The sequence below is a fragment of the Ferrimonas sp. SCSIO 43195 genome (genome assembly GCF_023716685.1).
Classification (GTDB): domain Bacteria; phylum Pseudomonadota; class Gammaproteobacteria; order Enterobacterales; family Shewanellaceae; genus Ferrimonas; species Ferrimonas kyonanensis.
On the sequence record NZ_CP072679.1, the window covers coordinates 4059284 to 4083429 of the forward strand.

The 24146-nt window shown below is 58.3% G+C and carries 21 protein-coding genes and 3 tRNA genes; 14 read left to right on the forward strand and 10 right to left on the reverse strand.

Annotated elements, in window-relative coordinates; all coding sequences use genetic code 11:
• Positions 1-16: 16 nt before the first annotated feature.
• A complete protein-coding gene (locus J8Z22_RS18685; RefSeq protein WP_252007494.1) occupies positions 17-2206 on the reverse strand; it encodes a S9 family peptidase in 2190 nt (729 codons plus the stop codon).
• A gap of 95 nt (positions 2207-2301) precedes the next feature.
• Positions 2302-2601, reverse strand: coding sequence for a polymer-forming cytoskeletal protein (locus J8Z22_RS18690; RefSeq protein WP_245595625.1), 300 nt, complete (start codon positions 2599-2601; stop codon positions 2302-2304).
• Positions 2602-2976: 375 nt separating this feature from the next.
• Between J8Z22_RS18690 and J8Z22_RS18695 the strand changes: the two genes are divergently transcribed.
• Together J8Z22_RS18695 and ppa are read left to right on the forward strand one after the other, a co-directional pair.
• Complete coding sequence (locus J8Z22_RS18695) at positions 2977-3945, forward strand: class 1 fructose-bisphosphatase (RefSeq protein ID WP_252007498.1); 969 nt, start codon at positions 2977-2979, stop codon at positions 3943-3945.
• A gap of 32 nt (positions 3946-3977) precedes the next feature.
• Complete coding sequence (gene ppa, locus J8Z22_RS18700; protein ID WP_028114463.1) at positions 3978-4508, forward strand: inorganic diphosphatase; 531 nt, start codon at positions 3978-3980, stop codon at positions 4506-4508.
• A gap of 55 nt (positions 4509-4563) precedes the next feature.
• Here ppa and J8Z22_RS18705 read toward each other — a convergent pair whose 3' ends face one another.
• On the reverse strand, positions 4564-5703 hold the full coding sequence (locus tag J8Z22_RS18705) for a lipopolysaccharide assembly protein LapB (RefSeq protein ID WP_252007501.1): 1140 nt from the start codon (positions 5701-5703) through the stop codon (positions 4564-4566).
• A 208-nt stretch (positions 5704-5911) separates the two neighbouring features.
• Here J8Z22_RS18705 and J8Z22_RS18710 point away from each other — a divergent pair, with 208 nt between their 5' ends.
• Together J8Z22_RS18710 and J8Z22_RS18715 are read left to right on the forward strand one after the other, a co-directional pair.
• The gene (locus J8Z22_RS18710; RefSeq protein WP_252010496.1) at positions 5912-7051 is read left to right on the forward strand and encodes an MFS transporter; all 1140 of its coding nucleotides are present in this window, start codon (positions 5912-5914) and stop codon (positions 7049-7051) included.
• A 30-nt stretch (positions 7052-7081) separates the two neighbouring features.
• The gene (locus tag J8Z22_RS18715) at positions 7082-7903 is read left to right on the forward strand and encodes a TIGR03899 family protein (protein ID WP_028114460.1); all 822 of its coding nucleotides are present in this window, start codon (positions 7082-7084) and stop codon (positions 7901-7903) included.
• On the opposite strand, the gene cobA is transcribed toward J8Z22_RS18715, so the two are convergent.
• A complete protein-coding gene (gene cobA / locus J8Z22_RS18720; protein WP_252007514.1) occupies positions 7865-8668 on the reverse strand; it encodes a uroporphyrinogen-III C-methyltransferase in 804 nt (267 codons plus the stop codon). The genes J8Z22_RS18715 and cobA overlap by 39 nt on opposite strands.
• 244 nt (positions 8669-8912) lie before the next feature.
• Between cobA and J8Z22_RS18725 the strand changes: the two genes are divergently transcribed.
• The 5 genes from J8Z22_RS18725 (at position 8913) to J8Z22_RS18745 (ending at position 10762) form a co-directional block, all read left to right on the forward strand.
• A tRNA-Pro gene (locus J8Z22_RS18725) sits at positions 8913-8989 on the forward strand.
• 109 nt (positions 8990-9098) lie between these two features.
• Positions 9099-9175: transfer RNA gene (locus J8Z22_RS18730), tRNA-Pro, on the forward strand.
• Between the two features lie 27 nt (positions 9176-9202).
• Positions 9203-9279, forward strand: a tRNA-Pro gene (locus tag J8Z22_RS18735).
• A gap of 284 nt (positions 9280-9563) precedes the next feature.
• Positions 9564-10073: a GNAT family N-acetyltransferase gene (locus J8Z22_RS18740; protein WP_252007517.1), complete on the forward strand. Its 510-nt coding sequence runs from the start codon at positions 9564-9566 to the stop codon at positions 10071-10073.
• A 140-nt stretch (positions 10074-10213) separates the two neighbouring features.
• The gene (locus tag J8Z22_RS18745; RefSeq protein ID WP_252007520.1) at positions 10214-10762 is read left to right on the forward strand and encodes a hypothetical protein; all 549 of its coding nucleotides are present in this window, start codon (positions 10214-10216) and stop codon (positions 10760-10762) included.
• Between the two features lie 36 nt (positions 10763-10798).
• On the opposite strand, the gene J8Z22_RS18750 is transcribed toward J8Z22_RS18745, so the two are convergent.
• From J8Z22_RS18750 to J8Z22_RS18765, 4 genes are all read right to left on the reverse strand, one after another.
• A complete protein-coding gene (locus J8Z22_RS18750; RefSeq protein WP_252007537.1) occupies positions 10799-12658 on the reverse strand; it encodes a methyl-accepting chemotaxis protein in 1860 nt (619 codons plus the stop codon).
• 205 nt (positions 12659-12863) lie between these two features.
• Positions 12864-13604: a phosphoadenylyl-sulfate reductase gene (locus J8Z22_RS18755; protein ID WP_028114455.1), complete on the reverse strand. Its 741-nt coding sequence runs from the start codon at positions 13602-13604 to the stop codon at positions 12864-12866.
• Positions 13597-15309, reverse strand: coding sequence for an assimilatory sulfite reductase (NADPH) hemoprotein subunit (gene cysI, locus J8Z22_RS18760; RefSeq protein ID WP_252007540.1), 1713 nt, complete (start codon positions 15307-15309; stop codon positions 13597-13599). Before cysI ends, J8Z22_RS18755 begins: the two co-directional genes overlap by 8 nt.
• The gene (locus tag J8Z22_RS18765; RefSeq protein WP_252007542.1) at positions 15309-17093 is read right to left on the reverse strand and encodes an assimilatory sulfite reductase (NADPH) flavoprotein subunit; all 1785 of its coding nucleotides are present in this window, start codon (positions 17091-17093) and stop codon (positions 15309-15311) included. The genes cysI and J8Z22_RS18765 overlap by 1 nt, the downstream gene beginning before the upstream one ends.
• Positions 17094-17516: 423 nt before the next feature.
• Here J8Z22_RS18765 and J8Z22_RS18770 point away from each other — a divergent pair, with 423 nt between their 5' ends.
• The 5 genes from J8Z22_RS18770 (at position 17517) to J8Z22_RS18790 (ending at position 23388) form a co-directional block, all read left to right on the forward strand.
• Entirely contained in the window at positions 17517-18686 is a 1170-nt protein-coding gene (locus J8Z22_RS18770; RefSeq protein WP_028114452.1) for an NAD(P) transhydrogenase subunit alpha, read from the forward strand.
• Positions 18687-18965: an NAD(P) transhydrogenase subunit alpha gene (locus tag J8Z22_RS18775; RefSeq protein WP_028114451.1), complete on the forward strand. Its 279-nt coding sequence runs from the start codon at positions 18687-18689 to the stop codon at positions 18963-18965.
• 6 nt (positions 18966-18971) lie between these two features.
• Positions 18972-20351 carry an NAD(P)(+) transhydrogenase (Re/Si-specific) subunit beta gene (locus J8Z22_RS18780; protein ID WP_028114450.1) on the forward strand — a complete coding sequence of 460 codons (1380 nt, stop codon included), beginning with the start codon at positions 18972-18974 and terminating at the stop codon, positions 20349-20351.
• Positions 20352-20817: 466 nt separating this feature from the next.
• Positions 20818-22158 carry an amidohydrolase family protein gene (locus J8Z22_RS18785; protein ID WP_252007546.1) on the forward strand — a complete coding sequence of 447 codons (1341 nt, stop codon included), beginning with the start codon at positions 20818-20820 and terminating at the stop codon, positions 22156-22158.
• A gap of 39 nt (positions 22159-22197) precedes the next feature.
• Positions 22198-23388, forward strand: coding sequence for a carbohydrate porin (locus tag J8Z22_RS18790; RefSeq protein ID WP_252007549.1), 1191 nt, complete (start codon positions 22198-22200; stop codon positions 23386-23388).
• A gap of 132 nt (positions 23389-23520) precedes the next feature.
• Here the strand turns inward: J8Z22_RS18790 and J8Z22_RS18795 are convergent, their stop codons facing one another.
• Positions 23521-23859, reverse strand: a complete 339-nt coding sequence (locus tag J8Z22_RS18795; protein WP_028114447.1) for a hypothetical protein — start codon at positions 23857-23859, stop codon at positions 23521-23523.
• A gap of 9 nt (positions 23860-23868) precedes the next feature.
• Positions 23869-24111 carry a hypothetical protein gene (locus J8Z22_RS18800; RefSeq protein WP_028114446.1) on the reverse strand — a complete coding sequence of 81 codons (243 nt, stop codon included), beginning with the start codon at positions 24109-24111 and terminating at the stop codon, positions 23869-23871.
• Positions 24112-24146 lie beyond the last annotated feature (35 nt).

The following is a 24146-nucleotide window of genomic DNA, read 5'->3' on the forward strand; positions in this document are numbered from 1 at the left end:
TTTATTGTGCCTGGGATTACAGCCGCCGTTTCAAGAAGTCCTCGATGGTGGCCATCAGGTGCAGTTGCACCGACTTGCCGCGCATGGAGTGCTTGGAGCCGGGGTAATCTTTGGACTCATACAGTTTGCCCGCATCCTGCAGGCTCTTATACAGTTTGGTGCTGTTCTGGTACAACACGTTGTCATCGGCCATGCCGTGATACACAAACAGTTGCCCTTTCAACTGGTCCACATAGGGAAAGACCGACGACAGACGATAGCCCTCGGCGTTGCTGGCCGGATGGGCCAGGTAACGCTCGGTGTAGTGGGTGTCATACAGGCTCCAATCGGTCACCGGCGCGCCGGAAACTCCGGCGGCAAACGAGTCCGGCGCGGTAAACAGGCTCATCAGGGTCATGTAGCCGCCGTAACTGTGGCCATAGATGCCAATGCGGTCAGGATCGACCCACGACAGGCTCTTGAGGTACTGTGCCCCCACCACCTGATCGGCCACCTCGACCTGACCCAGACGCCGGTAGATCTCGCTCTCAAACGCCAATCCGCGAGCGGCCGAACCCCGGTTGTCCAATTGAAAGACGGCAAATCCCTGCTGCACCAGGTACTGAGTAAAGTAATCGTGACGACTCCAGCTGTCCCGAACCGTCTGGGCATGAGGGCCGCCATAGACTCGCACCACCACCGGGTAGCGTTGATCTGGGCGAGTCTTCGGCTTGAACAGCCGGTAGTACAGCGTCATGCCGTTGTCGGCCTTGAGGGTGCCGTACTCGGGTTGGGTCCAATCGCTCCAGTAGCGCACCAGAGGGTGATCGCCTTCAATGGCATTTTCGGCAATCCAACTGATGGTTTTGCCATCGGCCTGATGCAAGCTCAGCTGCGGCGGTTGCCGGGTGGAGGAGAAATGATCCAGGTACACCGAGCCGTCGTCGCTGAATACCGGCTGGTGGAATCCAGCCCTCTGGCTTAGACGCTGCACCTCACCGCCTTTCAGAGGGACGCGATACAGGTGCCGCTGCAGCGGCGTATCACGACGGCCACTGAAATAGACCCAGCCACCGGCTTCGTCGATGGCTTCCACCGCATCCACCGCCCAGTCACCCTCGGTCAGTTGCCGCACCAGGTTGCCCTGATCGTCCATCAGGTACAGGTGACGGAAACCGCTGCGCTCCGAACTCCAGATAAACCCGGGCTGGGAGTGCAGGAAATGCAGATCATCACTGAGGTTAATCCAGCTGCGGCTGGTCTCGGTCAGCAACAACGAACGGCGCTGGTCGGCCTTACGCCACTGCCACAGCTGCAGGGTCTGCTGATCGCGGCTTTGCCATTGCCAGGTGACCGCACTGCCGTCGGCATTCCAATTCACCCGGGGCAGGTAGCCGCCGTTGTCTCTGGCCCCTGGCAACCACTGAATGGCGCCACCATCCAGGCTGACTACCCCAATCCGAACACTGGCATTGTCCTTACCGGCATAGGGGTATCGCTGCTCCGTCAGCTTGATGCCATCGGCAAAAATCTCGTTGCGAATCACCTGCTCCACCGGAGACTCATCCACCTGCAGGAAGGCGATGGCGGTTTCGTCCGGCGACCACCAATAACCGCTCATGCGGTCCATCTCTTCCTGGGCCACAAACTCGGACATGCCGTTTTTCAGCGCCCCTTTGCCGTCCAGTGTCAGCAACTGCTCCTGGCCGGTGCGCAGATCGATCACCACCAGGTTCTGCTGGCGAATGAACGACACGTAGTTGCCCTTGGGGGAAAAACGGGCGTCGGTTTCAAACGCCTCGGTCCGGGTCAGTTGTTGTGGCTTACCGCTCGCCAGTCGATACAACCAGATGTCGCCGCCAATGGGAAACAGCAGCGCCTTGCCCTGGGTATCCCACTGATATTCCAATAGTCCTTTGCCATAGATACGCTGACGCTCGCGTCGGGCCTTTTCCTCTTCCGACAGCTCACCCTCTTCAAACAGGGTCGAATCCACCAGCCGAGTGCGTTGGCCACTGCTCAACTGGTACTGCCAAAGATCGTAGCGCTCCAGGTCGTCTTCACGAGGCGCCAGCCAGGTGACTCGCTGGCCATCCGGAGACAGTGCGGGTTTAGAAGGTTGAGAGCCCGCCAGTGAGGGTTCACTGACAATACGGGACAGGGTCAGCGGCTCGGCGCTGAGCCACGCCGAGCAACACAGTAGCCCGGTGAACAGAATCCGTCTCATTGTTATTATTCCTGATATGACAATGAGAGGGATTGTCGCTAAAGCGGAACAAAATCACAAACCCGCCCTCAGAGGAGCGGGCCGGGACTCAAGCCTTAACTGGCTTTGGAGCAGGCAATCTCCAGCTCTGGCTGCTTGTTCTCCAGCAGCTTTGGCTTGTCTTTCACTCGGGAACCGATGAACTGACCGCCATTAAAGATCTCGATCTTATCGGTGACAATTTCACCCTCGACGGTACCGCTGGCGGCAATGGTCAGGCGCTGACACTCCAGGTTACCGGTAATCTTGCCTTCAACCTGAACCTGTTCGGCGGTAACCTGGCCCTCGATGATGCCGGCACTTTCGACCACGATCAGGCCGGTGGCGGTCAATTCGCCGATAATATGGCCATCCACCACACAATCGCCTTCAACATGAAGACTGCCTTCCAGACGCGTTGATTGCGCAAAATAGGTTAAACCTGCGCGACTCTTTTTCGTTTTACCAAACACGGTTAATCACCCTCAATATCTATGCGAATACCAACGTTCGCGGCGCTAGCATTAACTCACAAACGAGATCCTCAGCCAGTGAGATCTCTTCCCATAGGCGACTCGTTATAATCAAAACTGTTGCCCATCACAAGCGAATAAAATTCACTCGGTGGTATCCCCCGACGCCACCCCGGGGCCGGTTTTGCCATTATCCCTTCGTAGCACTGCAAAAGAGCGGATTTTTCGCTATCATTGGCGGATAATTTACCCTGCCAATCATTCAGATAGGACCCCTGCATGCAGCGCCTTCGCGAAACGCTTAGCCTACAAGGCTTACCCTCAGAGTTACAACAATTGATCCTGACCCTGGCCGACTGTGGCGTGGAGATCAGCCAACTGGTTCGAGGCGGCGCCCTGGCGGGCGTGCTGGGGGTAGCCGACAGCGAGAACGTTCAGGGTGAGACTCAGAAGAAACTGGACATCATTGCCAACGATCTGATCAAGGACAAACTCGGTGCCAACCCGCTGGTGAAGGGCATTGCCTCCGAAGAGGAAACCGACGTGGTTGCCGCCAACGCCGATGGTCAATACCTGGTGTGCTTCGATCCACTGGACGGCTCCTCCAACATCGACATCAACTCCCTGGTCGGCACCATCTTTTCGGTGCTGCCTGCCCCTCAGGGCGAAGTCAATGAAGCGGCCTTCATGCAGCCGGGTACCAACCAGCCGTGCGCCTGCTACATCCTCTATGGCCCGGCCACGGTGATGGCACTGACCACCGGCAAGGGCACCCAGATGTACAGCCTGGATCCCGCCAGCAATGAGTTCGTCCTGGTGGACGAACAGGTCACCGTACCGGCCCAGACCGGCGAATTTGCCATCAACATGTCCAATCAACGTTTCTGGCAGGCACCGATGCAGGACTACATCGCCGACCTGATCAGCGGCAAAGAGGGCCCTCGGGGTCGCAACTTCAACATGCGCTGGATCGCCGCCATGGTGGGCGACGTGCACCGAGTGCTGAGCCGGGGCGGCCTGTTTACCTACCCACAGGACACCAAGAACCCGGACAAACCTTTCAAACTTCGTCTGATGTATGAAGCCAACCCAATGAGCTTCCTGGTGGAGCAGGCCGGCGGCAAAGCGTCCACCGGTTACGAGCGCATCATGGCCATCGAGCCAGAACAGATTCACCAGCGGGTCGCGGTGATTCTCGGCTCCGCCGACGAAGTGGACACCTGCCTTGGCTACCACAGCAAAGGCTGATTTTTAGTAAAACGGCTGTTTAAGGAAAAATTATGAGCCTGAATAACGTACCTGCGGGTAACTCTCTTCCGGATGACATCTACGTAATCATCGAGATTCCGGCAAATCATGACCCCATCAAGTACGAGGTCGACAAGGACAGCGGTGCGCTGTTTGTTGACCGTTTTATGAAATCACCGATGTTCTACCCGGCCAACTACGGCTACGTTAATCATACCCTCAGCCTCGACGGTGACCCGGTTGACGTGCTGGTTCCGACCCCTTACCCGCTGGCACCGGGCTCGGTGATCCGCTGCCGTCCGGTCGGGGTACTGAACATGACCGATGAGTCGGGCGAAGATGCCAAGATCATCGCCGTGCCCCACAGCAAGCTGACTCAGGAATACGACCACATTCAGGACATCGATGATGTGCCTGCCCTGCTGAAAGCCCAGATCACCCAGTTCTTTGAACGTTACAAAGAGCTGGAACCCAACAAATGGGTCAAGGTAGAAGGCTGGGCCGATGCGGCTGCGGCCCGTGAGGAGATTCTCTCCTCCGCCAAGCGCTATCAGGACCAGTAATACCCAGCATCAACAACAAGGGGGGCCAACGGCCCCCCTTTTTTATCGGCTTGCCCTAATAGTGCCGCAGCGCCCGCAGTTTCAATTGGTAACGCTGCCTTTCATCCACAGGGGCAAGACGGACAGCCGCCTGCAGTGCATCCTCACTGTGGTTCAGCTGCCCCAGTTGGAAATAGGCCCTGGAAAGCCCGAAATGGAACTCGTGATGATAATCCGCGAGTTTCACCGCTTTGCGGTATTGGCTCAGGGCCTTGGAAAAGTCGCCGCGCTGATACGCCAGCTCGGCCATGTCGTAGTAGTAAAATGGGTTATTCAGTCGTGCCAGCTCAATCTTTTTATGCACCTGGGCCCATTCGGTAAGACGCCCCTGACTGGCCAGCAACAGCGCCAGATTGTGCAAGGCATGGCTGTCGTCACCGGCCAGGGTGGCGGCGTACTGGTACACCTGCTCGGCCTGGGACTCCAATCCCTGACGACGATAAAGCACTCCGAGGGCATTCCAGCCGGCACTCAGATCCGGGTCCTGCTGCAGCGCCCGCTTCAGATAATGGTGGGCCAGATCCGGCGTTCCGTCGATCATCGCCTCGGCAGCCAGGTTATTGTAAAAGCGGGCGATCATCTCCGATTCGCTGATGCGTTCGGTGTGATAGCCGCGAATCTGATAGGTGGGCAAAAAATCGATGGTGGTCGATATCGAGCCGCTGATGTCCCAGGCACTGGTGCCAATCTTCGGGGTCAGCCGAATGTTGATATGGTCATTGAGCAGCACCACTCCGCCCTGTCGGTCCCACACCGGTGGCGATTTCACCATCTGGTACTCCACCCCCAGCCCCAACTCCCTGGCCAGGGCCGCGGTCATCACCACCAGAGACATGCAGTTGCCGGCCCGACGGGCGTAGGTCTCTCTGGCCACCAGGGTGGCACTGTTGTCGTACTCGAAGCCGTGCTTCAGGCTTACCAGATCCGCCAGCATTCGAATTCGCACCGAGGCACTGTTGCCATGGCGGGAGGCTCGGCTAACGAAGGCCTTCATCTCAGAATCTAATTGAAACAGCTGTTCAGGCCTGACCGCCTCGGCTACCGGAGCAAAATGCTCATTGGCGAACGCTGGCACAGGCACGGTCTGCGACGGTGAATGAGCACAGGCCGTCAACAGTAATAACAGGGTGGGAACAACGTGTTTTAAACAGCGCATACTCCAAGCCTAGCCGCTGAGCGAAAAGTGTCCAGCCCGGATTGCGGCCAGCTTGTGTCATATCAATGACGCGAAGATGACACTTTAATGACCGCGACAGGCTGGTTTTATTTGTTCAATGGCCATCAAGTCCCTAGGATGGTGCCTCTGCCCACTAACCCCATCAGGATCCCCCTTGAATCTGTCCCGCCCTCAGCTGTTGCTGGTAATGACCTTTGTCATGTCGCTGGTGTTTGCCGTCTGGCAGGTACTGCTGAATAATTTTGTGGTGGAAGCGGCCGCGTTCACCGGCAAAGAGATTGGCATGCTGCAATCCCTGCGGGAGGTTCCCGGATTTCTGGCCTTTACCTCCATCCTGGTACTGCTGGTGATCAAAGAGCAACGCTTTGCCCTGGTGGCGCTGCTGCTGATGTGCGTCGGCGTCGCCGCCACCGGCTGGTTCCCATCGGTGCTGGGGCTGTACTGCACCACGGTGTTGATGTCCATCGGCTTTCATTACTACGAGACCTGCAATCAATCACTGACGCTGCAGTGGCTGCCTAAGCACCAGACCGCCCAGTTCCTGGGGCAAGCCCTGTCGGTGAAAGCCGCCGGCGCCCTGCTGGGTTACGGCAGCATCTGGCTGCTGATGACGGCCCTGAACTGGCCCTACGCCTGGGTCTACAGCGCCGTCGGCGGTCTTGGTGCGGTGATGGTGCTCGGCGCTTGGTGGGCCTTTCCCCAGTTTCAACAGCACCACCAGCAGCAGCGCAAACTGATTCTGCGACGCCGCTACAGTCTCTATTACCTGCTGACGTTCCTCTCCGGCGCCCGGCGGCAGATCTTCATGGTGTTCGCCGCCTTTATGATGGTGGAGAAATTTGGCTACAGCGTCAGCGAAATCACCGCGCTATTTCTGATTAACTACTTGTTCAATCTAATGTTTGCCAAGAAAATCGGCAGCTGGATTGGCCAAATTGGCGAGCGGCGCACCCTGATCATCGAGTACCTGGGGTTGATTGCGGTGTTTGTCAGCTACGCGGCGGTAGAGCATCCGACGTTGGCCGCCGGCCTGTACGTCATTGACCACCTGTTTTTCGCCCTGGCCATCGCCGTAAAAACCTATTTTCAAAAGATTGCCGACCCGGACGAAATCGCCGCCACCGCAGGAATCAGCTTTACCATCAATCACATCGCCGCAGTGGTCATTCCGGCAGTTTTGGGACTGGTGTGGCTACACTCCCCGGCTCTGGTGTTTTATATTGGGGCAGGCATCGCGCTGTGCTCATTGCTGGCGGCGATGAGTCTGCCGGCGCTCCCGGCACCGGGCAACGAAACCCGCTGGGGTGCCCTGTTTCCATCGCGGTAACGGGATGCCCCATCAACAGTGTGAAGGATTATGACTGACAAGCTTATGAGCATGCCCTCCGGGCGCACCGACAGCAGCCGTACGGCCCGTCAGCAAGTGGTGTCTCTGGCCCGTCGCATCGGCCTCAATGGCGACAGCGACACCGCCAAAAGTCTGGCCCTGCGAACCGAAAAACGGCTGCAAGATTGGCACGAACAACGACAGGCGAACTTGGAAAATGTGCTGCGGCAAGCGATTCCGCTGGCGGGAAGTACCGTCAGCAACAAGGAGTTGGATCCGGACTGGCAGTTCCAGTTTTGCCAAATGGCGGAGCAGATTCACAACGACAAGATGCAGAAGTTGTGGGCCCAGATCCTGGCCACCGAACTGAGTCTGCCCGGCAGTTTCAGCTTGCGAACCCTGGATACCCTCAAAAGCATGACTCAGCGGGAAGCGATGCAGTTTGCCCGTACCGTCAGCCTATCGACGCAGATCGGCCAGGATCCCAGCCGCAAGGTGATCACCGGCTACCGCCGCGAGGCCGGGTTTGGTGGTTTCAGCTCCGCCAAGCAGGAAGGCCTGAACCTGTCCGGGCAAGGGTTGCCTTACAGTGCCATTTTGACCCTCAGGGACTTGGGGCTGCTGTTTGCCACCGAACTGGAAACCGGCCCCCTGGCCGCCAAGCAAACGCTGCTGCTGCGATGCCAGGGGCACAACATGCGCTTTACCCCCAAAAGTGGGCGCCTGCGCCTGCGGTATTACCGCTTCACTCAGGTGGGCGATGAACTGGGCCAGTTGATCACCGATGCCGCCAACGAAGAGTATTGCCAGGCGCTAACCAAACTGCTGCTCGACGACTTCGTCACTGCCTGACGGCGGCACAAACCAATGCAAGTCGTCTGACAGAGCCACCACCTCGCCAATCACCAGTGCCGCCGGTGTCTGCACCTCTGGCTGCGTTACCATCTGCGCCAATTGTGCCAGGGTGCCGGTAAGCACCTGTTGTTGCGGCTGGCTGGCCCGACTGACAATGGCCACCGGGGTCGTCGGACTGCGACCTCCGCGCATCAGGCCTTCGGCAATGGCCTCGGCCCGCTTAATGCCCATGTACACCACCAGAGTGTGGTTCTCCATGGCCAGTTCGGGCCAGTTATTGATCTCTTCACCGCCCTTACCATGACCGGTAACGAAGGTCACCCCTCGGGACAGAGTGCGATGGGTCAGTGGCATGGCCGCATAGGCCGAACAGGCGGACGCCGCCGTCACTCCGGGCACCACGTAGTAATCGATGCCCGCCTGTTTCAGCGCCTGCATCTCTTCACCCCCACGGCCAAACATCAGCGGATCGCCTCCCTTCAGCCTGACCACAGCCCGATCTCCACGGGCCTTGGCCACCAACAAGCGGTTGATCTCGTCCTGGGTCATGCTGTGTCGACCACAGCGCTTCCCCACCGCAATGCACTCGGCCTGAGGATTGATCAGATCCAGAATCGGTTGACTCACCAGAGCATCGAACAGCACCACGTCCGCCTGCTGCAGTGCCTGCAACGCCTTAACCGTCAATAACCCGGGATCCCCGGGACCGGCTCCGACAATGGCAACCGGGCCACTGCCACCGGGCAAAGTTACTAAGCTCACCATAGACTCCCTGATCCGTTTCGCACCAGCTTAGGGGAGCCACTAATAACCAACAAGAATCAAATTGGAACTTTTAATAACCTTATTGCATATCAGGACACAAAGGCCAGCACAACGGTCTGTAAAATCGCCACTTAGCACGATTTCAGTAAACATCACTTGCACCGCCGGGGAAAATCGCTATCATAGGCCGCCGTTGAGTTCGGTAGCCAATTTGGTTAAGGTCAACGAATTGAAATATTGTCGGTGATTAGCGCAGCCTGGTAGCGCATCTGGTTTGGGACCAGAGGGTCAGAGGTTCGAATCCTCTATCACCGACCACTTTCAATTTTGTCGGTGATTAGCGCAGCCTTGGTGGCGCATCCCGGTCTTGGAATCAGCGGACCAGAGAGCCCCTCTGGAACACAGCCTGACCCAAGTAAAATACTGTCGGTGATTAGCGCAGCCTGGTAGCGCATCTGGTTTGGGACCAGAGGGTCAGAGGTTCGAATCCTCTATCACCGACCAAATTCCTTCTACGGAAGACAAAGACATCGGTGATTAGCGCAGCCTGGTAGCGCATCTGGTTTGGGACCAGAGGGTCAGAGGTTCGAATCCTCTATCACCGACCACATTCAGAACAAGCCCTGGTCGCATGACCGGGGCTTGTTCGTTTCTACAGCACAACGGTGTTGTGCGGGTCAGAGGCCTGGGCGGCCCCGTTGAATCCTCTATCACCGACCACTTTCAGAACAAGCCTGGTCGCATGACCGGGGCTGGTTCGTTTCTACAGCACAACGCTGTTGTGCGGGTCAGAGGCCTGGGCGGGAGATCCCATTGCCCTCGCCGCTCAGCGCTTGCGCACCTAACACCAATATCCGATGATGTCTGCCTGCAACTTCTCCAGGACATCGGCATGACCGTATTGATCGACACCGAGCGACTGCAGATGCGCCACTTTACCCTGGCGGATCTGGAAGCCGTATACGCCTTTTCCAGCCATGAAGAGGTGACTCGCTATACTGGCGATGCCGGCATGGTCCGCAGTCGCGACGACGCTCGAAGAATCATTGAAGAGGTCTGGTTAGCGGAATACCAACGTTATGGCTATGCCCGCTACGCTCTGGTGCACAAAGGCGACAACCGGGTCATTGGCTTTTGTGGCATGAAGTATGAAACTCACATCGGGGCCACCGACATCGGCTATCGAATGCTGCCTCAATACTGGGGACAGGGCCTGGCCAAAGAAGCGGTTGCTGCCTTACTGCCTTACGCCCGAGACGTGCTGGGACTGAAGCGCATCGTTGGCGACGTGGTCGATGTCAATCTGGCCTCGGCGCGGCTGCTGCAACGCGCGGGCTTTAAGCAGATTGATCAGTTCGAAGATCAAGGCTTTACCCTGCTGCGATTTGAACTCAACCTCTGATCGGGGAGGGCAGCACATCCTTCCCCGACTTGCGCAGCTTTACTAAGTGAGCTCAGCAAAGAAACAGTGCATAACCCACTGTTTAACTGTCTCATTTTTTATAGAATATGGGCTAACTTGCCCTTAGAAGCCTACCGACGATGCCGACTAACCCAAACAACCGTGACCTGTTTGACCCCTTAACCAAGCTGGTGACCCAACTGGCCTGGCTGCTGGGCAGCCTGAGCCTGATCTTCGCCATTTTAGCCACGCTGTTTGTCCACACGCGTTTTCGCCACCTGGATGGCATCGAGGGGGCGATCATCAAGACCACCCAGGCCTTTGGTCAATTGGGACAGTCGGAGCTATTGACTCAAATCTTGATGCTGCCACTGGTGCTGCTGGAGTGGATAATTGACACTCCTAATGGCTGGATGATCGCCGCTGGCGTAGTTCTGGCGGTGGTGTTGTCCTTTGTCATCAGTGCCATCCCTCAGTGGTGGCAATCCCTGCTGCGACTGGTGATTATCACCCTGATCTACGGCTGGGTAGCACTGGCGGTGTTTGCTTTGGCCAGCACCTACATTGTCGACCCCAAAGCCGTGCTGGAGATGATTCGAGCCCTCTGGTATGTGGTGATGTTCTTGGTAGGGCTGCCCATCGCCTTAAAGGTTCTGGGCGTCACCTACCTAATCACGGAATCCTCATAAAACTCCAGGCAAGCCGGATGGAGTAACAGGCTGGCGTCAGGCTTTGAACTTCGCCAGTAACGCCCCTAGCTCGGCCGCCGTACCGTTTAAGCTGGCGGCGGTGGTTGCCACCGATTCCGACTGGCCGGACAGCAGCAGCGCGTCTTCGCGAATGCCGGCGGTACTCTGACTCACTTCGGCGGTGGCCGCCCGCTGCTCTTCGGCGGCAGCGGCAATCTGCTCAGACATCGACAAAATCTGCTCGATGGCTGAGGTGATGCTGGAGAGACTGTCGGTCACCGCGGTGGTCTTTTCCACACTCATCTCGGCCATCTGCTGCCCCTGATTCATGGCGCTCACCGCTCTGTGAGTATTGGCCTGCAGAGTTTCGATCATCTGTTGTATCTCCTCGGCCGAGCCCTGGGTCTTTTGTGACAACACCCGAACCTCATCGGCCACCACCGCAAAGCCCCGGCCCTGGTCACCGGCACGGGCCGCTTCAATGGCGGCATTCAATGCCAGCAAGTTAGTCTGCTCGGCAATGGTCTGGATGGTTGCCAGAATCTTGTTGATCTCCTGAGCATTGCCATCGAGCTGAGTGATGATCACCGCCGCCTCTTCCACCTGCCCCGCCAAGCTGCGAATGGTGTCGTTGGACTCACTCAGCACCACCTGCCCGCCATCGCAGGACTGACTGGCATGCTGAGCCGCCTCGGCAGTACTGGCGGCGTGATTCGCGACCTCATGGGCGGTCATGGCCATCTCTTCGACGGCGGTGGCCACCTGATCCACTTTCCCCTGCTGGCGATCAATCGCCTCGCTCTGTTGCACCACCACGTTACGGTTACTCTGTGACTGAGCATCCATGGATTGAGCCACGCCGCGAACCTGAACGATCATCTGTGCCAGTTGCGCCATAAAGGCATTGAGCTTTTCCGATACCCGGCCAAACTCGTCCCGGCGAACCACCTCGAGACGACGGGTCAGGTCCCCATCCCCGTGAGTCAGATCGTCCATGGCCAGCTCCAGATCCTGCAGCGGCTTCAACAATCGCTTCAGCATGAACGACGCCAGCATCACCGCCAGCAACAGACCGACCAGGGTAATGGCCCCAAGCCGCATCAATGCCGAGCTCATCTGCGCCTGCTGTTTGCTCAGATCCAGCGCCACCAGCACCTGCCAGTCCATACCGGCAATCGGTACCATCGACACTTGAGTGGCCTTACTGTGACGTTCGATGGTCATCACCTCGCCGGAGGCCAGCCTGGAAAAGGCACCAGGCTGCTGCAACACGCTGTTAAGGGGCTGCATCAGCTCATTGCGGTCATTGGCGGCAATCACCCGCTGTTGCCCATCCACCAGCAACAGTTCCCCCTGCTCTTTGGGGAGCAATTGCAAAATCTCCTGGCTCAATGTGGCCAGGCTCAGATCACCACTGACCACCCCGGCCCGGCTGCCCGGCAGCGGCGTAGTCAGGGTAACCACCATCTTGCCGGTAACGGCATCCTGGTAGGGCGCCGTTAATACCGTGGCACCGGCACGCTGAGCGGTCTGAAACCACACCTGCTCCTTCACCCGCATCGCCGGCGGCTGGCCGTCGGCACTCCACACAATGCGGTCGTTATCGGCGTAACCCAGGTAAACCAGATCGAAGCCAAACGCCTTAATCAACTGCAACTGTTCCTCGATGGGCACGACCTGCGCCGACTGACGAGCCAGCTCCTCCAGCAGGACGCTGTGATCCTCAATCCAGGTGGACAACAGATCGGTGGCACTGCGCTGTGACAAGGTACGCGTCTGATCGACGGCATCGGCCTGGGCCTGACGGTATTGGGACAGCCCCAGGAAGGAGCCCACCATGGCCATGGTAAACACCGCCAGGGCGATAAGAAGTTGAAGTTTACGATTAAAGGTCATCAATGCTGCCTGAAAGAGAGAGAATCCGGAGGCCCGTCTCTGTCCATTGAATCGGTCTAACCGCTTAAGCATCCTGCTAAGTGCCTCATTTTCCAGCGAACCCTAGCACAATTCCACTCACAAAGATCAATCCCAGTCGCTCATTCAAGCAAAAAAATGCCGCCCTGCTTGGCAAGGCGGCATTGGCTCTAAGTATTTATTTTAACTAAATATCATAATGAAGCCCGCATTCACGACGAAAACCGGCAAAGCGGCTGTCCTCTTCGCTCATGCCCAGCTCCATCGGCCGGCTGGTGTGGACATCGCCCACTGACGCGTAGCCCTGATGCCATAACGGGTGGTACGGCAACTGATGCTGCTCCAGGTACTGGTGCACATCCTTATTGGTCCACTCCAGGATCGGCAGCAACTTGTAGCGTCCGGAGCGAATGGCCAGAAACGGCAGCTCGGCCCGGGATTGCGCCTGCTGGCGGCGCAGGCCGGCAAACCAGGTGCCCACCTGCAACTGTTCCAAGGCCTGTTGCATCGGCTCAACTTTATTGAGGCGGTTGTAGGTATCCAGCCCCTCCTGCCCTTGCTCCCACAGCTGACCAAAACGAGCCTCCTGCCAGGCTGGCGTCAAGTGACTGCGATACACCTTGAGATTCAGCTTCAGTCGTTCAGTCAGCTCATCAATAAAGCGGTAGGTTTCAGGAAACAGGTAACCGGTGTCGGTGAGAATCACCGGCGTGTCCGGCTTAACCGAGGTCACCAGATGCAGCATCACCGCCCCCTGGATACCAAAGCTGGAAGAGAGCGCATGCTGCCCAGGCAGCTCCTGCAGCGCCCAGGCCACCCGCTGCTCGGGCGTCATCGACGCCAGCTCAGTATTGACCTGTTCGAGCTGATGACGCTGCGCCTCACTGGGCAAGCGCTGCAACAGGGCATTCAAACTTTGACTAGGCATAGAAGTCCGTCCTCGACACAATCACCTCGGGCACAATCCCGATGCGAATCACAAAGTCACCAAACCCCTCTCCGTCGAGGCGCTCACGAGCCCAGCGGCCACTGAGGTTGTCCAGCTCCGCCAGGATGGCGTCTTCATCCAGGTTTTCTTTGTACAGTTTTGGCACTCGGGTGCCCGCCAGGTTGCCCCCCAGGTGCAGGTTGTATTTACCGGGCCCTTTGCCCACCAACCCCACTTCGGCCAGCATCGCCCGACCACAACCATTGGGGCAGCCGGTTACTCGAAAGATAATGGCGTCATCGGCGATGCCATGGCCTGCCAGTACCCCTTCGATGCGAGTGACAAAATCCGGCAGGAAACGCTCGGCTTCGGCCATGGCCAACGGGCAGGTCGGCAGAGACACACAGGCCATGGAGCTTTTACGCTGATTGCTGACGCCCTCATCAAATAAGCCATGCTCGCGTGCCAGTTGTTCAATGGCTGCCTTGTCTTCGCTGGCCACCCCAGCCACCACCAGATTCTGGTTGGCGGTCATGCGGAATTCGCCCTTGTGCTGACGGGCAATGCGCGCCATGCCAGATTTGAGCGGCTTACCCGGGTAATCCAGCAATCGACCGTTTTCAATAAACAGGGTCAGGTTATGCTTGCCGTCAATACCAGCCGTCCAGCCAAAGGCATCGCCACGGCCGGTCAGTTCATAAGGTCGAGTGGGCTCAAACTGGAAGCCGGCGCGTCGCTCCACTTCGGCCTTGAACACCTCCAAACCGACCCGATCCAGGGTGTATTTGGTCTTGGCATTCTTGCGGTTAACCCGGTTACCCAGGTCCCGCTGAGTGGTCACCACCGCTTCGGCGATGGCCAGGGTCTTGTCCAGCGGCAAATAACCAAATTCATCGGCTTTTCTGGGGTAGGTGGCCTCATCGCCGTGGGTCATGGCCAAGCCGCCCCCCACCAACAGGTTGAAGCCCACCAACTGGCCGTTATCGGCAATGGCGACAAAGTTCATGTCGTTGGCGTGCAGATCCACGTCATTCTGTGGCGGCACCACCACGGTGGTTTTGAACTTTCTGGGCAGGTAGGTCTTGCCCAGAATCGGCTCATCCCGCTCCGTGGTCTCCACCTTCTCCCCATCGAGCCAGATCTCGGCGTAGGCGCGCGTCCTGGGCAACAGGTGCTCGGAGATGGTCTTGGCCCACTCGTAAGCCTGGCTGTGCAGTTCCGACTGCTCCGGGTTGGAGGTGCAGAGCACATTGCGGTTGACGTCGCCGGCGGTGGCGATGGAGTCAATGCCGATCTTATCCAGGGTCTGGTGCATCAATTTAATGTCACGCTTGAGCACCCCGTGAAACTGGAAAGTCTGGCGGGTGGTCAAACGAATGCTGCCGGCGCCGGTGTGACTCTCGGCAAACTCATCGATGGCCAGCCACTGTTTCGGGGTGATCACCCCGCCGGGCATCCGCGCCCTGAGCATCACCGTGTGCAGCGGTTCCAGCTTCTGCTCGGTGCGCTCCTGACGAATGTCACGATCGTCCTGCTGATACATGCCATGGAAGCGAATCAACTGAAAATTGTCTGACGTAAAGCCACCGGTCAGGGTATCGGTCAGATCCTCGGCGATGGTGCCTCGCAGCAGATCGCTGTCGCCCTTAATGCGCTCGTTATCCGCCAGCTTGCCGCTGACCTGCAGTTTGCTAATGTCGGTCATCAGTACACATCCTTCTGATAGCGTTTGCTGCTGCGCAATTCGCTCAAATAATCCTGGGCGGCTTCGACACTGAGCCCCCCGTGTTGGGCCACCACGTCAATCAGTGCCTGCTCCACGTCCGCCGCCATGCGGTTGGCATCGCCGCACAGGTACAGGTGGGCACCGCGCTGCAGCCACTGGTACAGCTCTGCGCCCTGCTCCCGAATCCGGTCCTGAACGTAGATCTTCTGCTGCTGATCGCGGGAGAAGGCCAGGCTGATGTGGGTCAACAAGCCACTCTTGACGTAACCCTGCCACTCCAGTTGGTACAGGAAATCTTCGGTAAAGGTGGGGTTGCCGAAAAACAGCCAGTTCTGCCCCTGAGCACCACGGGCGTCACGCTCCTGCAAGAAGGCCCGGAATGGGGCGACCCCGGTACCGGGGCCAATCATGATCACCGGCGTGGTGTCATCACTGGGCAGGCGGAAGTTGTCATTGGCCTCCACATACACCCGCACCCCATCGCCTTCCTGCAGGCGATGAGCAAAGGCACCAGACACCGTGCCCTGGCGAACATGGCCATCGCGCTCCTCCTCCACCAGCGCCACCGTCAGGTGAACCTCCTCATCGACTTCCGCCTGGCTGGAAGCGATGGAATACAACCGTGGCGTCAGTTTTCGCAGGGTTGCCAACAGGGCCTCGGCGTCGACGCTGGCTGGATAACGCTGCGCCAGGTCAATCAGTTGATGCTGCCCAATGAAGGTTTTCAGTTGGTCACGATCGGCGACGATCGCCGCCAGCGCCTCGCTGCCACTGAACTCGGCCCAGGCACCGACCAGGGCCGGATGCAGTAGCGTCAACTCGTAGTGATCCGTCAGCGCCTGGCGCAGCGACAGCGTCTGATCTTTCACCTCAACCTGCTGCTCGCCTTCCAGGGCCAGTAGCCGCAGTAAGGCTTCCACCAGCTCGGGGTCATTGCTCATCCATACGCCCAGCGCATCACCGGGTTGGTAGCTCAGGCCGGATCCCTCCAGGCTCAACTCCACATGACGGGTGTCTTTGACCGAACCTCGGCCGGTGATCTTCTGACTGAGCAGCAGGGACGACTCAAACGGAGTACTGCGGCTATAGCCACTGGCTTGGGCCGGCGGGGCAGAAGCCACGGCGGCGCCGGTCGCCGGCGACACGGTCGCCAACCGCTCCAGCACCTGTGCCTGCCACTGGGCCGCAGTGTCTTCAAAATCCACATCACAATCGGCCCGCTCCAGCAGCCGCCGAGCACCCAGTTGATGCAGGCGCTGATCGAACTCCAGCCCGGTCTGGCAGAAGTTGTCGTAGCTGGAATCCCCCAACGCCAGTACGCTGTAGCTCAACTGCGGCAACTTAGGGGCTCGAGCAGAGTGCAGAAACTTGTGCAGCGCCATGGCATCGTCCGGTGGATCGCCTTCGCCATGAGTACTGACCAGCACCAGCAGTTGCTGCTCCTCCTTCAGTTGCCGGGGCTTGTAATCCGCCATCGACACCAACTTCACCACTCGCCCCTGAGACTGGGCCTGCTGCGCCAAGGCCGAGGCCAGTGAGCGACTGTTACCGGTCTGGCTGCCGTAAAGGATGGTTAGAGACGACGACGGTGGCTGGTCTTCGGCAGGCGACTGCCCCGCGGCCCCCTGATTGGCAAAGGCCGCCAGGTAGCCGCTGACCCAGGCCAACTGCACCGGTGACAGGCCAGAAGCCAGCTGCTGCAACTGTGTTAATTGCTCCTGGCTCAGGCCGCCGGCCCCCTGTTGTAACTGCTGTAACTGCATGCTCTGCGCTCTTCTGATTATGGGATTGACACAGAGTAGGCTCAGTGGAATATATAAAAAAGAATAAAAAAATTCTTTTTATTCCATATAAGAATATGACGATAGCGGCGAAAAACTGTTCACATTTCACAAAAAATGCATTAAATGTAGATAGAGTAAAATAGTTGCTAAAAATGTGACTAATGGAATGGAAGCCTGAATCACATTCTGTCAGGGCGGCATCACCCCCGCCTCAGCACAGAATGCCAGCGAGCTGTCACCTCGACAGCGTGATAACCAGACGACTTCCATTCAATAAGACGATTGTGGCGATTGGGTTTTTTGACTTAGCATCGCATATTAATTAGTTCAAAATACTCAGTGGTTTGCGCTTAAAAGCCAACAATTAGTAATCGATAAACCCATCTGCTAGAGGATAGCGTTGTGAAGATCGCAGTGATCAAGGAGCAACTCGCCGGCGAAACCCGCGTCGCTCTGTTACCCGCCAACGTCACCAAGCTCGTTAAGGCGGGCGCCCAGGTAACGATTGAAACCCAGGCCGGATTCGAAGCCGGCTTTACCGATCAAGACTATCTCGACAGTGGAGCGACCATCGGCTCTGACCGCCAGCACACCCTGGACGGCGCCGAATTGATTTTGACCCTGCATGCCAAAGGCGAACAACTGGAGCTGCTGCTCAACCAGTTGCAGTCAGGCCAGACCCTGATAGGCATGATGGATCCTCTCGGCCACCCGGACAGTGCCCAAAAAGCCGCCGACAAAGGGATCAACACCCTGGCCCTGGAGCTGATTCCACGTATCACTCGAGCCCAAAGCATGGACGTGCTGTCCTCCAACGCCACCATCGCCGGATACAAGGCGGTGATTCAGGCGGCCGAACTGACGCCGCGACTGATGCCGATGATGATGACCGCCGCCGGCACCCTGAAACCGGCCCGCACCTTTATTATGGGCGCCGGTGTAGCCGGTCTGCAGGCCTGTGCCACCGCCAAACGTCTCGGTGGTGTGGTCGAGGCCTACGACATCCGTCCGGCGGCCCGAGAGCAGATCCTCTCCGTTGGTGCCCGTCCGGTGGAGTTGGACATTGAAGACGCCGATACCGAATCCAGTGGTGGTTACGCCAAGGAGCAATCCGCCGAGTTCATTGCCAAGCAACAACAGGCCATGGCCAACGTGCTGGCACAGCAAGACATCGTCATCACCACCGCCGCCATTCCCGGCCGTAAGGCACCGACGCTGATCACCAAAGAGATGGTGGCGCAGATGAAACCCGGGGCGGTGATCGTCGACCTGGCCGCCGAAGGTGGTGGTAACTGTGAACTGACCGAACTGGGCAAGGTGATCACCGTCAACGGTGTCATCATCTCCGGTCCCGATAACATCGTCGCCAGCACCGCCAACCACGGCAGCCAGATGTTCGGCACCAACCTGGAAAACCTGATTCGTCACCTGATCACCGACGACGGCGATCTGTACTTCGATTTCGAAGACGAAATTGTCCACGACACCGTCACAGCCTACCAGGGCCAGGTGGTCAATGGCCGCATTCGTGAACTGCTCAACCTGCCCGCCATCGACAAGGAGGAGGCGTAAATGGAAACCCTGCTGTTGTTATTAACCCTGTTTGTTATCGCCATTTTCCTTGGCGTCGAACTGATCACCAAGGTACCGCCCACGCTGCACACGCCGCTGATGTCCGGCTCCAATGCCATCTCCGGCATCACCCTGGTGGGGGCCCTGTTGTCCGCAGGCTCCGGCTCCGGCATGCTGGTTAATGTGCTCGGCTTCATCGCCGTGACCCTGGCCACCATCAACGTCATCGGCGGTTACATGGTAACCAACCGCATGCTGGCCATGTTCAAAAGGAAGTAAGACACGATGAATACAGCCATAATCTACCTGGCCTACCTGGTGGCCGCGGTGTTCTTCGTGCTCGGCATCAAGAACCTGACCAAACCCAGAACCGCCGTACGCGGTAACCGTCTCTCGTCACTCGGTATGTTCATTGCCGTGGTGGTAACCCTGTTTGACCAGCAGATCCTCAGCTATGAGTGGATCATCGCCGGTGTGGTCACCGGTGGCGCCCTGGGCGCCATCATGGCCAAGCGGGTACAGATGACCTCCATGCCACAAATGGTGGCCGCCCTGAACGGCTTCGGTGGCGGTGCCTCGCTGTTTGTGGCCCTGGCCAACTTCATGGATCCGGCGGCAGCCACCGGCCTGGTGGCCCAGGTGTCGGTCGGCGCCACCATACTGATCGGTGCCGTAACCCTGTCCGGCTCCTTTATCGCCTTTGGTAAATTGCAGGAGATCATCTCCGGTAAGTCCATTGCCGTACCCGGCAACACCCTGGTCAACGGCCTGTTGCTGTTGGTTTCCGTCGGCCTGGTGATCGCCCTGGTGATGGATCCGAGCCCAATGCTGGTGTATGCCCTGGTGGCCGCAGCCCTGCTGCTGGGCATTCTGCTGGTACTGCCCATCGGCGGCGCCGACATGCCGGTGGTCATCGCCCTGCTGAACTCCTACTCCGGCATCGCCGCGGCCACCGCTGGCTTTATCTCCAACAACACCGTACTGATTGTGTCCGGTGCCCTGGTGGGGGCCTCCGGCCTGATTCTGACCCAGATCATGTGTAAGGCGATGAACCGCAGCCTGACCAACGTCCTGTTTGGGGTGATGGCCGAAGCCGGCGAGATCATCGACGCCGACGAGGTGTATCAAGGCAAGGTTAAGTCCTCCTCCCCGGAAGAGGTGGCGATGATGCTGGAAACCGCCGAGCGAGTGGTGATTGTCCCCGGTTTTGGTCTGGCCATGGCCCAAGCCCAACACGCGGTGCGGGAACTGGCTGACGTACTGGAAGGCCGGGGTACCGAAGTGAAATACGCCATTCACCCGGTGGCCGGACGGATGCCGGGTCACATGAACGTGTTGCTGGCCGAAGCGGAAGTGCCCTACGACCAACTGGTGGAGATGGACGCCATCAACCCTCAGTTTGAACAGACCGACGTGGCCATCGTGATCGGCGCCAACGACGTCACCAACCCCATGGCCCGGGAAGACAAAGGCAGCCCGATTTACGGCATGCCAATTCTGAATGTCGACAAGGCCCGCACCGTGGTGGTGGTAAAACGCTCCCTGAGCCCGGGTTTTGCCGGCCTGCCGAATCCGCTGTTCGCCAAAGACAACACCCTGATGCTGTTTGGCGATGGTAAGAAGGCGATCATCGACCTCACCGGTAGCCTCAACGAAGCCGACTAACGATTTGCTAGCGCAGCAAACAACCCAAAACGGAGCCATTAGGCTCCGTTTTTTTCATGGTCATCATTCAGAGCCAGGACAGCCCCGCCAGCAGCCCCCACTGGTTTGACGCCGGTGGCGTTGACCTTGGTCAATAACCACCAAACTCCCCGCCCCTTCGGCAAACATGCACCGGAAAACCGTAGAAAAAACAGGGGCAATTACCGTCTGAACCGCACTTCTCATCCATGGCAAAGCCAGATTTCTCGACTAGACTAGTTTACCGAACCCCGCTCATGGCGGATGCGACTCCTCTCCAGCCCCGTCCCAAAGGAGAGCAGGTTACCGGTTACCAAACCAAGCCCGGATAGCATTGCCTGAGCCCTGTCACCCTTTTCTGGCCCGGATGGCCCGAGGGGAATGGCAGGCCTTTCACCCCCGTAGGGAGGCAACAGCCCCCCATGAAGTTCGACAGCAGGAGTAGCTGATGAAGAATGTAGTGCGCCTATTCGTTGCCGCAGTGGCAGTTGTGACCAGCCTGAGCGGCGTCGCAAACGGCAACGAGCAAAACCAGATTTTAATCAAGAACGTCAACGTGTTTGACGGCAAAAAAGACTCACTGATTGAAAATGTCGATGTTCTGGTCGAGGGCAACCTCATCGCCAAGGTAGGCCGCGACACCGGCGCGCACACCAACGCCACCCTCATCGACGGCAAGGGAATGACCCTGATCCCGGGGCTTATCGACATGCACGCCCACTTCTGCATTCAGGAGGGAATGCTGGCGGGACGGGATGCCTATGACCAGATGGCGATGGGCGCCAGGGCTCATCAATCGATGCTGCAGTACCTGGACCAGGGCTTTACCACCGCCCGGGACGCCGGCTGTAACATTCTCGGCCTGGCCAAGGCGATCAACAATGGCCTGTTAGAAGGTCCCCGGCTCTATCCATCCGGAGGCTTTCTCAGCCAGACTGGCGGCCACGCCGACACCGGTAGCTTCAACGACGTGCCTGGGCGGGTGGACGATCTTGAGCGTCACAGCTTCGGCTACATCGTCGATGGTGGTACCGAGGCCCGCCGGGCCGCGCGACAGAACCTGCGCGCCGGAGCCACTCAGATCAAGATCATGGCCGGCGGCGGCGTCGCCAGTGAGTTCGATCCCATCCACACCACCCAGTTCTCCGAAGAGGAGATGAGAGCCATCGTCGAGGTCGCCGAAGACTACGGTACCTATGTGATGGCTCACGCCTACCACGATCGCTCGGTCAACCGGGCCATCGACGCTGGGGTCAAGGTTATCGAGCACAACTTCCTGGTCTCGGAGAAAACCATTAAGCGAATGAAGAAAGAGGGAGTGGCATTATCAGCACAAGCGGTGATGTCTCTGGAAGCCTTCGCCGAACCGGAATCGATCACCTTCTTCAGCCCGGACCAGAAAGCCAAGGCCGCCTCGGTAAACAAGGGGGCCACCCAGATGTTCCAATGGGCTCGCAAACACGACCTGCTGATCGTCACCGGCGGCGACATGTTCGGCCCAGCCTACAACCTACGCCAGGCCGACAACATGGTGTGGATGTCCAAAGTGGGCTTCTCACCCTTTCAGATCATGAAGATGGGCACTTCCAGCGCGGCGGAGGTACTGAGCTGGTCCGGCGGCATGAATCCCTACAAGTACGGCAAGCTGGGGGTGATCGAACCGGGGGCGTACGCCGATCTGATCCTTGTCGACGGCAATCCACTCGAGCAGATCGCCATCCTTAATGACTACACCGACAAGTTCAAGGTGATCATGAAAGATGGCAAGATCCACAAGAACTCCCTTTGATTCCAAGCACCTGACCGACCACCTTCAAGAGGGTTTGCGATGCACAACGGTTATCATCCCCATGCGGCGCTTGTGGGCCTGCTGTTGCCACTGGTTGTCACTGGTGCGGCCGCCAGCGATACCAATTTTGGCGGTCCCGACGCCGTCGACAACCAGATCAGCGCCGATAAAAGCGATCAGCAGACGCCCCTTCGGGAACAGTGGTCTGCCAAAGGGATTGAGTTAGGCCTCGACTACTCGGCGGTGGGTCTGTACGCCGACACCGTGCTGCCGGGCTCCGACAAGGAGGCGGTCAGCGGCATGGTAAGGTTCTACGGTTCCTGGCGCCCTCAGGGACAGCCGCAGAACGGGGGCGGCTCCCTGGTGTGGAAGCTGGAACACCGGCACAGCTACAGCGACACCTCGGTGAAGAATTTTGAGTTTGGCGCCGGCGGCCTGGGGTTGGTTACGCCCCCCTTCAGTGACGAGAAGGGCAGACTCACCAACCTCTACTGGAAACAGACCCTGTCCGACGGCGAGGGTACTTTGATCGCCGGCTTTATGGATGTCACCGACTATGTCGATGTCTACGCTGCCGCCAGTCCGTGGACCGGCTTTATGAACTTCGCCTTCAGCACTGGCACCAACACCATCGCCCTTCCCAGCGACGCCACCTTTGGCGTGGCCATGGGTCACATGCTCACCGACAGCCTGTTTGTCATCGCCGGCATCAGCGACATGGAGGCGGATCCCACCCGTCCCCTGGAAAGCGTCGACAACTTCTTCAGCGACAACCGTTACTTTAAGAGCTTAGAACTCGGCTGGACCTCTTCACAGCAGCAGATCTTCCTCAACAACATCCACCTGACCCTGTGGCAGTCGGACAACAGCGACTTTCTCAATCAGGCCAGCGACCAGGGTTTCAACCTCTCAGCCTCGGTGATGAAGGGCAACTGGCTGCCCTTTGTCCGCTACGGTAATGCCCAGGATGGCAGCCTGCTGGGTATCAAGGAGTCACTGAGCCTGGGCGTGGTCTACTACGGCATGCTGGCGCCCAAAAACCACTTCGGCTTTGCCGTCAACTGGGCCGACGCCGGCAGCGACCAGTACACCGCCGAAGCCTTCTACTACATGAAACTGGGCCAACACCTCGAGCTGACACCGGATCTGCAGCTTATCGTCGATCCCGCCCTCAACCCCGGCCAGGACCAGATCTGGATCGCCGGCATTCGGGCCCGACTGTTCTGGTAATCCCCTCGACACCCAAGCCGCGGTTGGGCAAGCCCAGGGGACGAAGTCCAGCGCATCCATATCACTTTAGTGATGCCGCCACCTCAAGCATCAAGCCGTTTGTGGTTATTGAGCCGGGCGGTAACGGAAGACTCAGAGGTGCCGAATCGCCTGGTCAACCTGATGGCCGCTGTCGGTCACCAACGCCTCCAGGGTTTCAATGCGCCGGCGGTCGTTTTCCGACTGCGCCTTCAGCGCCGCCAACTGCTGCTCGAGTTGCTGCAGGCGCTGCGCCATCGGCTCGGATTCCGCCTCCCCTGACGCATCCATCTCAGCGGCCAAATCGCCGCTCCCCAGCACCTTGTTGATAACGGAAGTGTACTTGTCGTAATGCTGCTTCAGCTTGGACTTGTTGCTGTCGTTCAATACCAGCGAGCCGAGGCCCCACAGGATCAACCCGGCAAATACCAGGATCAGAATCATGGATTCCATAGCCCCTCCCTATCCCAGCCGGGATATCTCCTGCTTGAGATCAAAGCCGGAATCGGTGACGATCTTCTCCAGCACTTCGACCCGCTCCTGCAGCGCCAGGGTCTGCTTGCGCGCCTGTTGCAACTCCTGCTGCAGCTTCTCCAGCTGGCCCCGGCTGGCCCGGCTCTGGCTCTTGTGTTTTGATTCAATCATCGCCACCAGGCATCCCATCACGATGGCGACGACTGCAATAATGGTTCCCGAGCTAAACATATCCGCTCCCTTTGGTTGTGTTGTTCTCGTCAATG

What these genes read in the sequence shown, in the direction of transcription:
- J8Z22_RS18790 (WP_252007549.1), top strand. Translation starts at nt 22,198, where the DNA reads ATGCACAACGGTTATCATCCCCATGCGGCGCTTGTGGGCCTGCTGTTG.
- J8Z22_RS18740 (WP_252007517.1), top strand. Translation starts at nt 9,564, where the DNA reads ATGACCGTATTGATCGACACCGAGCGACTGCAGATGCGCCACTTTACC.
- J8Z22_RS18745 (WP_252007520.1), top strand. Translation starts at nt 10,214, where the DNA reads ATGCCGACTAACCCAAACAACCGTGACCTGTTTGACCCCTTAACCAAG.
- J8Z22_RS18800 (WP_028114446.1), bottom strand. Translation starts at nt 24,111, where the DNA reads ATGTTTAGCTCGGGAACCATTATTGCAGTCGTCGCCATCGTGATGGGA.
- J8Z22_RS18685 (WP_252007494.1), bottom strand. Translation starts at nt 2,206, where the DNA reads ATGAGACGGATTCTGTTCACCGGGCTACTGTGTTGCTCGGCGTGGCTC.
- J8Z22_RS18705 (WP_252007501.1), bottom strand. Translation starts at nt 5,703, where the DNA reads ATGCGCTGTTTAAAACACGTTGTTCCCACCCTGTTATTACTGTTGACG.
- ppa (WP_028114463.1), top strand. Translation starts at nt 3,978, where the DNA reads ATGAGCCTGAATAACGTACCTGCGGGTAACTCTCTTCCGGATGACATC.
- J8Z22_RS18795 (WP_028114447.1), bottom strand. Translation starts at nt 23,859, where the DNA reads ATGGAATCCATGATTCTGATCCTGGTATTTGCCGGGTTGATCCTGTGG.
- J8Z22_RS18765 (WP_252007542.1), bottom strand. Translation starts at nt 17,093, where the DNA reads ATGCAGTTACAGCAGTTACAACAGGGGGCCGGCGGCCTGAGCCAGGAG.
- J8Z22_RS18775 (WP_028114451.1), top strand. Translation starts at nt 18,687, where the DNA reads ATGGAAACCCTGCTGTTGTTATTAACCCTGTTTGTTATCGCCATTTTC.
- J8Z22_RS18780 (WP_028114450.1), top strand. Translation starts at nt 18,972, where the DNA reads ATGAATACAGCCATAATCTACCTGGCCTACCTGGTGGCCGCGGTGTTC.
- J8Z22_RS18750 (WP_252007537.1), bottom strand. Translation starts at nt 12,658, where the DNA reads ATGACCTTTAATCGTAAACTTCAACTTCTTATCGCCCTGGCGGTGTTT.
- J8Z22_RS18695 (WP_252007498.1), top strand. Translation starts at nt 2,977, where the DNA reads ATGCAGCGCCTTCGCGAAACGCTTAGCCTACAAGGCTTACCCTCAGAG.
- J8Z22_RS18710 (WP_252010496.1), top strand. Translation starts at nt 5,912, where the DNA reads ATGACCTTTGTCATGTCGCTGGTGTTTGCCGTCTGGCAGGTACTGCTG.
- J8Z22_RS18755 (WP_028114455.1), bottom strand. Translation starts at nt 13,604, where the DNA reads ATGCCTAGTCAAAGTTTGAATGCCCTGTTGCAGCGCTTGCCCAGTGAG.
- J8Z22_RS18785 (WP_252007546.1), top strand. Translation starts at nt 20,818, where the DNA reads ATGAAGAATGTAGTGCGCCTATTCGTTGCCGCAGTGGCAGTTGTGACC.
- J8Z22_RS18715 (WP_028114460.1), top strand. Translation starts at nt 7,082, where the DNA reads ATGACTGACAAGCTTATGAGCATGCCCTCCGGGCGCACCGACAGCAGC.
- cysI (WP_252007540.1), bottom strand. Translation starts at nt 15,309, where the DNA reads ATGACCGACATTAGCAAACTGCAGGTCAGCGGCAAGCTGGCGGATAAC.